The following is a 12,272-nucleotide window of genomic DNA, read 5'->3' as shown; positions in this document are numbered from 1 at the left end:
GGCCCCTGACTACCCCTCCGCGATCCCCGAGTACCCCTCCGAGACCCCCGACTACCCCACCGCGATCCCCGACCCGGCCGAGTGTCCGGCGGCCCCCTCCGAGACTCCCGGCTACCCCACCGAGGCTCCCGACTACCCCACCGCGGCCCCTGACTACCCCTCCGCGGCCCCCGAGTACCCCACCGCGATCCCCGACCCGGCCGAGTGTCCGGTGACCCCCTCCGAGACCCCCGACTACCCCACCGCGATCCCCGACCCGGCCGAGTGTCCGGCGGCCTCCTCCCCGGAGCCCGCGCTGCCCGTCGAGGTGCCGGGTCCGGAGGCGCCTGTCGGGAAGCCGGTTGCGGAGGCGCCCGTCGAGAAGCCGGTTGCGGAGGCGCCCGTCGAGAAGCCGGTTGCGGAGGCGCCCGTCGAGGTGCCGGGTGCGGAGGCGCCCGTCGAGGTGCCGGGTGCGGAGGTCGAGCTGTGCGAGGACCCGGGCCAGCCGGAGCCCGCTCCCGTCGCCGTGCCCGCGTACCCGACCTACATCGGCTGACCAGCTGATCCACGACCGGTGTCACCCCGTGGCGAGCACGGGGTGACACCGCGGGGCGGGGCCCGCCGCTAGAACCCAAGAGGCACGCGGCGGGCCCTTTTCGTGCGCCCCGGCTGTGCGCCCCTCCGCGTGCACGGGTGGCGTGCCCGGCCGCGGTCGTCCCCGTGCGGGGACTCCGACCGGCCGCTGTCGGAGGCCGCCGTTTCCGCCGGTTCCGCTGGTTCGCCAACATTCGGAGGACCGACGACCCTTTCGGGGCTGACGGTCACCCGGAGCGAAGGAGACGGAACCGTCCGCCGGTCCGGTTCAGGAGGATCCGGAGCCCTGACCTGCACCGCCCGCCGACGCGGGGAGTTCGACCGACTGCCGGTGCCGGAACACGTTGAGCGGGTCCCACCGCTTCTTCACCCGCTGGAGCCGGGGGTAGGAGTCCTTGTAGTAGAGCTTCGACCAGCGGTCCTTCGAGGTGTTCCAGGCCGGGTCGCCGAGGTCGACGTCCGGGTAGTTGACGTAGCACCCGTCGGTGGCGTCGCCGACCACGGGAACCCCGCCGGTGGAGGCGAACGTCTTGCGGTAGGTGTCGCGGATCCACGCCACGTGCCGGGCCACGTCGGACTCCGGCTCGGTGCGCTTCCAGTAGACCTGGTACTGCACCTTGAGCACGGAGTCGCGCTGGGGCACGGCGGTGTCCACCGGCGGCTGGTTGACGGCCCCGCCGTAGGAGTCGACCTGGATCAGGGCCTCCTTGTTGACGTAGTCCGTGTAGTGCTCCTTGCCCAGGTAGGCCCACATGGCCTCGATCTGCGCCGGGCTGAAGGGCCTGCGCAGGTAGGCCGACTTGTACTTGCCGCACTGGTTCTCGCCGGAGCCGTTGAGCACCTGGGTGGCCGTCAGCCAGGGCAGCCTCCGGGGGGTCTGCATGCCCTGGACCGGGGGGTGCTCCCCCATGGGCGCCGTCATCTGCCCCGAACGCGGCGCGATCCCCCCGTCCACGGCCTCCAGGAACTCCTCCATGGCCCGCCCGCCCTCGGGGTCGTCGGCGTCGACCTGGGCGACGAGGCCGATCTCCCCGTTGCTGACATGGTTGAGCTTGAGCATCGCGAAGAGCCTGCCGGACGCCTCGTCCGGGTCCTGGTGGTCGCGGAAGTACTCGCCGTACGCCGTGACCAGGGCGGCGAAGTCCTCCTTGGTGAAGTCGGACCACTTCCACGAAAGGCCGCTGAGCAGCACGTTCGACGGGGGCTCGGGCAGGTCGCGGAACCAGAACCGGGTGACGACCCCGAAGTTCCCGCCTCCGCCCCCGGTGTGCGCCCACAGCAGCTCGCGGCGGTCGGGATCGGGATCGTCCCGCGTGGCCACGACCAGCTCGACCGAGCGGTCGGGCCGCACCACCGCCACCTCCACCGCGTACAGGTAGTCCACGGTGAGCCCGTACTGGCGGGAGAGCAGGCCGTAACCTCCGCCGGTGATGTGCCCGCCCATCCCCACCGAGTAGCAGGAGCCGCCCGGCAGGGCCCTGCCGCTGAGCGGGTACAGGTGGCTGTAGGCGTGCCAGTTGGTGGCGCCCGCCTCCACGCAGTACGCCTCCAGCACGGGATCGCGGTAGATCCCGCACATGGGGCTGACGTCCAGGATCACGCGGACGTCGTCGCCGCAGACGAAGTCCTCGTAGCAGTGGCCGCCGGAGCGCACGGTGATCCGTGTGCGGTCCGGCCGGGCCGTGGTCTGGTTGACCGCCTCGGACAGGGCGCGGGCCGCGCCCTCGGGCGAGCCCACCAGCCGGACGTAGTCGGGCCGGGCGATCCAGCGCTGGTTGAACCCCCGGTTGAGCGCGGGGTAGCGCTTGTCGGAGGGGGCGATGGTGGTCAGGGGAGGAATGTCGTGGCCGTGGGACATGGAAGCCGCCTGAGCTGCGAGGACAAGGAGACGCCATGTGGTTACCCAGCGTGTCCGGCCGTGAAAAGCAGCCGACCCGTCCTCGGGGGTTACGGACGGTGATGGTGGACCGTAAGGGAGGAGGCCTCGTCGCCGAAACGGCTTTTCGTGCACACACGCGCTCCCGAACAGGGACGGAGCCGGAAGCAGGAACTCCTCTGAGACACCCGAACCCCTGTGAACCCTCCGGTCCCCACACTCCCTGCGGCTACCGCACTCCCTCCGGCCCCGCACTCCCTCCGGCTCCCCGGTGGGACCCCTCGGGCGAGCGGAACGGAGCCCTGGCCGGCGCCGCCCGCGGCTCGCCGGTCCGCGTCCGGGGCGGACACGGGCGGCTGTCCTAACCTGGCGCCATGACTGATCTGCCGCAGCGCTGCGACGCCGTGGTCGTGGGGGCGGGCATGGCCGGGCTGGTCGCCGCCGCCGACCTCGCCGCCGCCGGGCTCGACGTGACCGTCGTGGAGGCCGGGGAGTCCGTGGGGGGACGCGTCCGCAGCGACGTGCGGGACGGCTACGTGCTCGACCGCGGCTTCCAGATCCTCAACACCGCCTACCCGGCCGTCCGCCGCCGCCTGGACCTGGACGCCCTGCGCCTTCGGTCCTTCCCCAAGGGGATGGCCGTGCGCACCGACCGGGGGCTGCTGCGGCTGCACCCCTCGCCCTCCGGGGCCCTGTCGTCGCTGTCCCTGCTGTCAGGCTCGCTCGTACGCCCCTCCGACCTCTTCCGCCTGCTGCGCGCCGTGGCCGCGGACGCCCTGGAACCGGCCGACCGGATCAAGGCCCGGCCCGAGACCGACACCCTCACCGCGCTGCGCCGCCTCGGCCTGGGCAAACGGGCCGTGAACACCCTGGTACGCCCCTTCCTGGCCGGCGTCTTCCTCGACGAGTCCCTGAGCACGTCCAGCAGGGTCAACGACCTGGTCTGGCGCAGCTTCGCGCGGGGGCGGCTGACCGTCCCCGAGGCGGGGATCCAGGCCGTCTCCGACCAGCTCGCGGCGCGCGCCGGGAGCGCGCGGTTCCTGCTGGGGACGGCCGCGCACGAGGTGGAGCCGGGGCTGGTGCGCACCGAGGCGGGAACCGTGCGGGCCCGCGCCGCCGTGGTCGCGGTCGGCCCGGGCGCGGTGCCCAAGCTCCTGCCCTCGCTGCCCGCGCCGGTGCTCAACCCCGCCACCACCTACTACCACTCCCGTCCCGCAGGACCGGAGGACGACCCGCTCCTGCACGTTGACGGGCGCTCCCGGCGCATCGGGACCAGGCTGACCAGCGTCATGGTGCTGACGGCCACCGCCCCGTCCTACGCACCTCCCGGCCGGGCGCTGATCGCCTCCTCCACGGCGGGCCCCCACCAGCCCCCGGAGGCCGAGGTGCGCGCCGAGGCCGCCGGGATCCTGGGCGCGCACGACGGGGACTGGGAACACCTGGAGACGGTGCACGTGCCCGACGCCCTGCCCGCGGCGCCGCCGCCCCTGGGCGACCTGCGCCGTGCGGTCCGCCTGGAGGAGGGCCTCTACGTCGCGGGCGACCACCGCGACACACCCTCGCTCCAGGGGGCCCTGGTCAGCGGGGAGCGCGCCGCCGCCGCGGTCCTGGCCGACCTCGCGGGGCGGTGAGCCCGGCCCTCAGGTGACCAGGATCTGCGGCGAGACCGTCTTGAGCATCGCGTCGGCCCAGCTCATCTGCCGCAGTGACTGCGGGTGGCACCGCTTGGTGAGCGCCAGCAACCCGGCGTCCGCGGTCACCTGCGCGCCCTGCCCGAGCAGGTCCCAGTCCAGCGACACGCCCGCCGCCATGCGGTACAGCCGACGCAGGTCCGCCAGGAGCAGCAGGTCGGGGTCGGAGTCGTCGCCCGGCAGCTCGCCCGCCTCCTCGGTTGGCGGGTCCGGGTTCTCCAGCTCCGGCTCCCCGAGGTCCAGGCCGTAGCGGGCACCGGCCTCGGCGATCTCCCGCACGTGGTCGCGCGACCAGCGGACCAGGTCCCTGGCCACGTGGTGGATCTCCTGCTCCTTCTCGTGCCGGTCGGCGATCCTGAGCAGCTCCCCGGCCAGGGCGCTCTCGGCGTCGTACAGTTCGCGCAGGGCCACGGTGATCCTCATCGTCCACCTCCGGTGACGTGTTCCTCGGAGGCGGCGTCGGGGCCGCCCACGGTCTCGGGCACCCCGGTGCCGACCGGCCGGGACGCGGTCGTCGTCGGCGCGGGCGCGGGCGAGCCGTCTCCGGGCCCCAGGAGCCGCAGCCGGGCCGCCGCGGTCTTGAACAGGGGCTGCTTGGACACCGGATCCCAGTCGGTGACGGTCGTCTCGTTGGCCGCCCGGTCGCGGTCGAGGGAGCCCCCGTCGGCGTGTCTGTCCCAGTAGCCGTAGTGGAACGGGACGAACAGCACCCCGGGGCGGATGCCGTTGATCCGCGCCCGTGCCCGGATCACCCCGCGGGGCGAGGTCACCTCGACGGGATCGCCCTCGGAGATCCCGGCCTCCCGGGCGTCGGAGGGCGAGACCTCCACCCAGACCTCGGGGGCCGCCTGTTGCAGCTGCGGTGAGCGCCCGGTCTTGGTGCGCGTGTGGAAGTGGTAGAGCGTGCGGCCGGTGATGAGGGCGAAGGGGTACTCCCCGCTCGGCTCCTCGTGCGGAGGCAGGTACTCGGCGGCCTTGATGATCGCCCTGCCCTCGGGGTTCATCGCCTTGTACTCGGCAGGCTCCAGCGGCGCCCCGGTGACCAGGTCGCGGCCGTAGCTCTCGCACTGGTCGGGCGCCGCCCAGAACCGGCCGTCGGCGTAGAGGCGCTCGGTGCCGTCCGGGTTCTGGTCGTTGCAGGGCCACTGCACGCCGCTGTCGCCGCGCAGCCTGTCGTAGGTGAGGCCGGTGTAGTCGCACGGCCGTCCGGCGGTGGCCTCCTTCCACGCCTCGAAGGCGGACTCGGGGTCGTGCCACTGCGGGAACGGCGCACCGTCGTTGTCGCGGAAGTCCATCCGCCGGGCGTAGTCCAGGAAGATGTCCAGGTCCGACCGGGCCTCACCTGGCGGGTCGACGGCCTTGTCGGACAGGTGGACGGTGCGGTCGGTGTTGGTGAACGTGCCCGTCTTCTCGCCCCAGGTCGCGGCGGGCAGCACCACGTCGGCGAGTTCGGCCGTCTCGGTCAGGAAGATGTCCTGCACCACCAGGAACAGCCCCTCCCGGGCGAGCACCGAGCGGATCCGCGCCAGCTCGGGCAGCGACACCGCCGGGTTGGTGGCGCTGACCCACAGGAACCGGATCGACCCCTTCTCGGCGTACCGCATGATCTGCATCGCGTGGGTGGGCGGCGCGTAGTGCGGGATCCGCATCGGATCGAGGTTCCACACCGCCGCGAGGTCGCTGATGTGGTCGTCGTTGCTCCAGTTGCGAAAGCCCGTGAGGTCGCCGTCGGCGCCGCACTCGCGCGTGTTCTCCGCCGTGGGCTGCCCGTTCATCTGGAGGACGCCCGCGCCCGGCCTGCCGAGCATGCCGCGGATCAGGTGGATGTTGTTGACCTGCACGGACGCGGCTGTCGCCTGGTGCGACTGGTAGAAGCCCTGGAGCACGGTCGACATCAGCCGCTCGGCGCCGCCCAGGAGCACGGCGGCCTCGCGGATCCGCTCCGCGGGGACCCCGCAGATCCCGGCGGCGCGCTCGGGCGGGTACGCCTCGACCTCCGCGACCAGGGAGTCGTAGCCGACCGTGTGGGCCTCGACGTAGTCGTGGTCGACCATGTCCCGCCGGATGATCTCGTGCAGGATGCCGTTCATCAGCGCGACGTTGGTCCCCGGCAGCGGCGCCAGGTGCAGCGCGGCCTCCCGCGCCACCGGGGTCGGGCGGGGGTCCACGCACAGGAGCCGGGGCGGGTTGGGCCCGGCCAGCCGGTCGAGCACGCGCGTCCACAGCACGGTCTGCGTCTCGGCCATGTTGTGGCCGTAGAGGGCGATGACGTCGGCGTGGTCGATGTCGGCGTAGGAGCCGGGCTGTCCGTCGCAGCCGAACGACTCCTTGAGCGCGGCGGCCGCGGTGGCCGTGCACAGCCGGGTGTTGCCGTCCATGTGGTTGGTGCCGATGGCGCCGTGCCCGATGGCGGCGAGCGTGTAGTACTCCTCCAGGAAGAGCTGTCCGCTGGTGTAGAAGCCGATCGCGCTGGGACCCTGTTCGTCGAGCAGTTCCCTGCTGCGCCGCACGACCAGGTCCATCGCGGTGTCCCAGTCGGTCTCGACCAGTTCGCCGCCTCGGCGCACCAGGGGCCGGGTGAGCCGGTCGGGCGAGTGGTTGGCCTGCCACCCGTAGAGGTCCTTGGGGCCCAGGCGCCCGTGGTTGACCCGGTCGCCCTCGCGGCCCCGCACTCCCACGATCCGGTCGTCCTTGACCGCGATGTCGAGCGCGTCGCCGTTGGAGTGCAGGATCGACGCGGACCGCACCCAGCGGTCCACCTGGTCGGGGCCCACCCCCTCGGCCAGGTGGCTGTCCACTCTGGTCGGCCATTCCTGGCCGGGCCCGTACGGGGTGCGCGACCCCCATGGTTCGGCGATCCTGTCCCTGGACGGCACCGACACCACCCCTTTCCGTGTGGCCGAAACGCGTGAACGCCGCTACCCGTGGGGGAAACGCGTAAACGGCACGGGGCCCGGTCCCGACACGGCCCACGCCGGAGCGGACCCGGGCGCGGGGCGGGAACACACGCCGGAGCGGCCCGGGGAGGTTGTCAGCGGGGTGCCCGTGCCGGTCCCGCACGGCACGGGCTCAGGGCAGGTGCACCATCCCGGCGATCCGGCGGGCCGCCTCCCGCACGGCGGCGCCGAAGGGGGCGGGGTCGTCCAGCTCCAGGACCGAGATGCCGACGCTGGCCACCGGCTCGGAACGCGTCCCGACCACCGCCGCCGACACCCCGGTCACCGCGTTGGTCACCTCGGCGTGGGAGACGGCGTAGCCCCGCTCGCGGGCCAGGGCGACCTCCTCGCGCTCCCCGGGCCGGGGCGGCATGGCCGCGAGCAGCGCCAGCCCGGCCGACCCCTTGTCGACGGGGTCGACCCGCCCGGTCCGGAAGGCGATGTGGGCCGTGGCCCTGCGCGGTTCCACCACCATCAGGGCGCGAGCCTCGTCCTCACCCTCGGGAACGACGAGGTGCGCGGTGGCCCCCTGCGACTCGGCCAGCTCGGCCAGGACCGGACCGGCGACCTGGCGCAGGTCCGCCTCCACCGACTCGGCCAGCGCGACCAGTCCCGGCCCCAGGGTGATGCGCTTGAAGGGGCCGCGTTTGCACAGCCGGTGCTCCTCCAGCGTGCGCACCAGCCGGTGGGCGACCGTGCGGTGCACCCCCACCCCCTCGGCGATCTCGGTGAGCGACAGTCCGTGCGGACTGCGGCTGAGCAGCTCCAACACCTCGATCCCGTTGTGCAGGGTCTTGGACGTCCGGGTGTTGGGCCTGTCGGCCGGTGTCTCGGGCATCTGGCTCCTCTCGCATCGCGAAGATACACCTCCCGCCTCTTGACGCAGGTGACGCGTGACACATACGTTAAGCCTTAATTGCACGCCTAGTGCGATTATCGCACACATGGAGAGGGGGGTCATGGACGGTTCGCTGGTCACCGGCATCCAGCAGCTCTACGCGCGTCAGTCCCACCTGATCGACGGCGGCCACGCCGACGCCTGGGCCCGGACCTTCACCCCCGACGGCGAGTTCCACTCGCCGACCTATCCCGCGCCGGTCGCGGGGCGCGACCGCCTGCGGGCCTTCGCCGAGGACTTCGCGCACGCGGCCCGGGAGGCGGGCGAGGTGCGCCGCCACGTGGTCACCAACCTCTTCGTGGAGTCCGCGGACGCCACACAGGCGCAGGTCAGCGCCTATCTTCAGGTCATCGGCACCCGTGTGACGGGCGACACCACGATCCTGAGGCTCACCACCGTCAGCGACCGGCTGGTCCGCGACGGGCAGGACTGGCGCATCGCGCGCCGGGACGTCCGGCGCGACGACACCGCCTGAACCCCGGCCGCGCCCGCCCCGACCCGGCCGCGCCACGACCGGCTCCACCGCACCCGTCCCCACCAGACCCGGACCCACCACCCCGGTCCCGTTCCACCCAAGGAAAGGCCGCACACCATGACCCAGCACGAGGGAACCGGCCCCGCCCGCGTCGTCCACCGCGTGATGGAGGCCGTCCACCCCGAGATGGCCGGCCGCACCGCGGTCGTCACCGGGGCGGCGCGCGGCATGGGCCGCAGCTTCGCCGCCGCCCTGGCCACCCGCGGCGTCAACGTCGTCGCGGCCGACATCAACGACGTCGACATGAAGCGGGTCGCCGACGGGATCAACCGCGAACTGGCCGACGGCGCCCTGAGCGAGCGGCCCGGCCGGGTCGCGCCCCGCCGCGTCGACGTGGTCGTGCCCGAGCAGCACGACGACCTCGCCCGCGCCGCCGCCGACGAGTTCGGCTCCCTCGACTACTGGGTTAACAACGCCGGGGTCTTCCCCCACGCCCCCGTCGGCGAGATCACCGCCGAGCAGATGTCCACCGTCCTCGACGTCAACGTCCAGGGCGTCCTGCACGGCGCCCAGGCAGCCGCCCGCCACATGCGGCCCGGCGGCGTCATCGTCAACATGTCCTCGGTGTCGGCGGTGCGCGTGCGCCGGGGCCGCGCCGCCTACTGCGCGTCCAAGGCCGCCGTCGCCCACCTGACCGAGTCCCTCGCCGTCGAACTGGGCGACAGGGGGCTGCGCGTCAACTCCATCGCCCCCGGCTTCATCGACACCGAGATGACGCGCTGGCTCCAGGACGACCCCGAGGCCCTGGCCGCCGCCCTGGACAACGTGCCGCTGCACCGGGTCGGCTCCCCCGAGGAGGTCGTCGGCGTCCTGCTCTTCCTGCTCTCCGACAGCAGCCGCTACGTGACCGGGCACAGCATCGCCGTCGACGGGGGTTCCCGCCATGTCTGAGCACGCCGGCCAGCACGACCACGACGACGAGGAGACCGCCGACGTCGTCGTCATCGGCGGGGGAGGGGCCGGGCTCGCCGCGGCCGCCACCGCCGCCGAGGAGGGCGCGCGCGTCCTGCTGTTCGAGTCCGAGTCCGAGCTGGGCGGCTCCACCCAGCTCTCGGCGGGGCTCTTCACCGCCGCCGCGACCAGCGTCCAGCGCGGCGCGGGCGTGGAGGACAGCGCCGAGCGCTTCTACCAGCACTACATGGACCTCAACCAGTGGATGCTCGAACCCGGGCTGGTCCGCGCCTTCTGCGAGAACGCCGGGCCCACCCTGGAGTGGCTCATCGGGCTGGGCGCCGGGTTCCCGGCCCGGACCTCCACCAACGCGCACATGCCCGGCCTGACCCGGGCCGGGGTCGAGGACGTCTGGCGCGCCCACGTCCCCGCCGACCAGGGGCTCGGCCTGGTCCAGGTGCTCGCCGCGGCCTGCCGCCGCCTCGGGGTCGAGACCGTGCTCAACACCCGGGTGCGGCGCCTGCTGTTCGAGGACGGCCGGGTGCGCGGCGTCGTCGCCGACGGGGTCACCGTCCGCGCGAACGCCGTGGTGGTCGCCACCGGCGGCCTGGCACAGGACCCCGAACTGCTCAAGGAGTACTACCCGGACGCCCTGGAGGCGGGCGAGCACGCGTTCGTCGTGGCCGCGCCCGGCAGCCGGGGCGACCACCTGCGCTTCGCCGAGCAGGTGGAGGCCTCCGTCACCGGCGCGGGCTGGGGGCTGCGGATGCCCACCGCCTACTTCCAGCGCCAGCACCACTGGCAGTCGGGGTTCCCGCCGCTCTCGCGCGTGTACGTCAACGGGGCCGGACGCCGCTTCATGGACGAGGACGCCTCCTACGCCGTCTCCACCGGCATCATCGACGCCCAAGGCGGCTCCGCGTGGTGCGTGTTCGACGACCGGGCCCGGGCCTCGCTGCCCGCCGGGTACGCGGACTGGACGCCCGAACGCGTCACCGAGGAGGCCGACGCGGGCCGCACCCTGCGCGCCGACACCCTGGAGGAACTGGCCGCCCTCATGGGGGTGCCCGAGGCGGCGCTGCTCACCACGGTGCGGACCTGGAACTCCCAGCTGCCGAACGGCGAGGATCCGGACTTCCTGCGCCACCTGACCCTGCGCGCGAAGGGGGCGGAGGCCGACCCCGAGCCCCTGGACACCGCCCCCTACCACGCGGCCCGCGTGCTCCCGGCCGAGATCGTCTGCACGCACGCCGGTCTGGAGATCGACTCCTCCGCCGCCGTGCGCGACCGCACCGGCACCGCGGTCCCCGGGCTCTTCGCCGCGGGCGAGGCGGGCGCCGGGGTCCTCGGCCCCCGCTACGTCGGCGGCGGCAACGCGGTCGCCAACGCCCTCACCATGGGCCGCATCGCCGGGCGGGGAGCGGCGGCGCGCAGATAGGCCCTGTCCTCCGGACACGCCCCGGCCCCCGTCATCCCCCACAACCACGGGATCGGGCGGTGCACACACCGATCCGACCCTCTCCCCAGGGAGGCAGCATGTCACTCCACCAGCAGTCGGCGTCCGAGCCCGCACCGGCACCGGAGGCGGGCTTCCAGTCGCGGATGAAGGTCATCCGCGCGGCGGTCATCGGCACCGTCGTCGAGTACTACGACTTCGGCATCTACGGCTACATGGCCACGTTCGTGGCGATGCTCTTCTTCGTCTCCGAGGACCCGACGGCGGCCCTGCTGGGCACGTTCGCCGCCTTCGCCGTCGCGTTCTTCATGCGCGTGCCCGGCGGCATCCTCTTCGGCCACATCGGGGACCGCTACGGGCGCAAGCGGGCCCTGTCCTGGACCATCCTGCTGATGGTCCTGGCCACCGCCGCCATCGGCGTGCTGCCCAACTACTACACGCTCGGCGTCTGGGCGACCGTCCTGCTGGTGCTGTGCCGCTGCGTCCAGGGCTTCGCCGCGGGCGGCGAACTCGGCGGGGCCAACGCCTTCGTGGCCGAGTCCGCCCCGGCCCGCTGGCGGGCCACCCAGACCTCCCTGGTCAACTCGGGCACCTACTTCGGCTCGCTGTTCGCCTCGCTGGTGGCGCTCACCTTCACCACGGTCTTCACCGAGCAGCAGATGCTGGACTGGGCGTGGCGCCTGCCGTTCCTGCTCAGCCTGCCCATCGGCGTCATCGGCCTCTACATCCGCAGCCACCTGGACGACACCCCGCAGTTCAAGCAGCTGGCGGACCAGGGCGAGACCGAGCGCATGCCGATCCGGACCCTGCTGGTCACCAACTGGCGGTCCGTGCTCAAGATCATCGGCCTGGGCGCGGTGATCACCGGCGGCTACTACATCGTCTCGGTGTACGCGGCCACCTACCTCCAGACCACGGCCGGGCACTCCGCCCAGCTGGCCTTCGCCTCGACCTCGGTCGCCATGGTCGTCGGCGCCGCGACGCTGCCCCTCTCGGGCTACCTGGCCGACACCATCGGCCGCAAGAAGGTCATCCTCATCGGCAGCGTCGGGGCCGCGCTCCTGGGCTTCCCGATGTTCATGATGATGTCCGCCGGCCCGGCCTGGGCCGCGATCGTGGGCCAGACGGTGCTGTTCGTGTGCGTCTCGGTCGTCAACGGCGCCTCGTTCGTCACCTACGCCGAGATGCTGGGCGCCTCCACCCGCTACAGCGGGATCGCGCTCGGCAACAACGTCACCAACACGCTCCTGGGCGGCACCGCGCCCTTCATCGCGACCTGGCTGATCAGCGCCACCGGCCAGCCGCTGGCACCCGCGGGCTACTTCGTCCTCACCGCCCTGGTGACGCTGGTGGCCGTCCTGTTCGTCACCGAGACCCGCGGCACCGAACTGCCGATCGACTGAGAGGAGAAGGCAC

The 12,272-nt window shown here is 73.0% G+C and carries 10 protein-coding genes; 6 read left to right on the top strand and 4 right to left on the bottom strand.

What is annotated here, in order from left to right:
- The coding region (locus HGB44_RS18965) for a hypothetical protein (protein ID WP_168444061.1) at positions 1-535 on the top strand (535 nt) is incomplete at its 5' end.
- 306 nt (positions 536-841) lie between these two features.
- Here HGB44_RS18965 and HGB44_RS18960 read toward each other — a convergent pair.
- Complete coding sequence (locus tag HGB44_RS18960) at positions 842-2,431, bottom strand: FAD-binding oxidoreductase (protein WP_061083295.1); 1,590 nt, start codon at positions 2,429-2,431, stop codon at positions 842-844.
- Between the two features lie 392 nt (positions 2,432-2,823).
- Here HGB44_RS18960 and HGB44_RS18955 point away from each other — a divergent pair, with 392 nt between their 5' ends.
- Positions 2,824-4,080, top strand: a complete 1,257-nt coding sequence (locus HGB44_RS18955; RefSeq protein ID WP_061083296.1) for an FAD-dependent oxidoreductase — start codon at positions 2,824-2,826, stop codon at positions 4,078-4,080.
- Between the two features lie 9 nt (positions 4,081-4,089).
- On the opposite strand, the gene HGB44_RS18950 is transcribed toward HGB44_RS18955, so the two are convergent.
- From HGB44_RS18950 to HGB44_RS18940, 3 genes are all read right to left on the bottom strand, one after another.
- Positions 4,090-4,563 carry a hypothetical protein gene (locus HGB44_RS18950; protein ID WP_061083297.1) on the bottom strand — a complete coding sequence of 158 codons (474 nt, stop codon included), beginning with the start codon at positions 4,561-4,563 and terminating at the stop codon, positions 4,090-4,092.
- Entirely contained in the window at positions 4,560-6,938 is a 2,379-nt protein-coding gene (locus HGB44_RS18945) for a molybdopterin oxidoreductase family protein (protein ID WP_061083298.1), read from the bottom strand. Before HGB44_RS18945 ends, HGB44_RS18950 begins: the two co-directional genes overlap by 4 nt.
- Before the next feature lie 271 nt (positions 6,939-7,209).
- Positions 7,210-7,914, bottom strand: coding sequence for an IclR family transcriptional regulator (locus HGB44_RS18940; RefSeq protein ID WP_061083299.1), 705 nt, complete (start codon positions 7,912-7,914; stop codon positions 7,210-7,212).
- Between the two features lie 106 nt (positions 7,915-8,020).
- Here HGB44_RS18940 and HGB44_RS18935 point away from each other — a divergent pair, with 106 nt between their 5' ends.
- The 4 genes from HGB44_RS18935 (at position 8,021) to HGB44_RS18920 (ending at position 12,259) form a co-directional block, all read left to right on the top strand.
- The gene (locus HGB44_RS18935) at positions 8,021-8,449 is read left to right on the top strand and encodes a nuclear transport factor 2 family protein (RefSeq protein ID WP_231972644.1); all 429 of its coding nucleotides are present in this window, start codon (positions 8,021-8,023) and stop codon (positions 8,447-8,449) included.
- Positions 8,450-8,566: 117 nt separating this feature from the next.
- Positions 8,567-9,400 carry an SDR family NAD(P)-dependent oxidoreductase gene (locus HGB44_RS18930; protein WP_061083301.1) on the top strand — a complete coding sequence of 278 codons (834 nt, stop codon included), beginning with the start codon at positions 8,567-8,569 and terminating at the stop codon, positions 9,398-9,400.
- Entirely contained in the window at positions 9,393-10,838 is a 1,446-nt protein-coding gene (locus HGB44_RS18925; RefSeq protein ID WP_061083302.1) for an FAD-dependent oxidoreductase, read from the top strand. The genes HGB44_RS18930 and HGB44_RS18925 overlap by 8 nt, the downstream gene beginning before the upstream one ends.
- Positions 10,839-10,936: 98 nt before the next feature.
- Entirely contained in the window at positions 10,937-12,259 is a 1,323-nt protein-coding gene (locus HGB44_RS18920) for an MFS transporter (RefSeq protein WP_061083303.1), read from the top strand.
- Positions 12,260-12,272: the final 13 nt, after the last annotated feature.

This window comes from Nocardiopsis alborubida, from assembly GCF_012396365.1.
Lineage (GTDB): Bacteria > Actinomycetota > Actinomycetes > Streptosporangiales > Streptosporangiaceae > Nocardiopsis > Nocardiopsis alborubida.
Note: the sequence above shows the minus strand (reverse complement) of the source record. Positions and strands in the feature narration are given on the sequence as shown.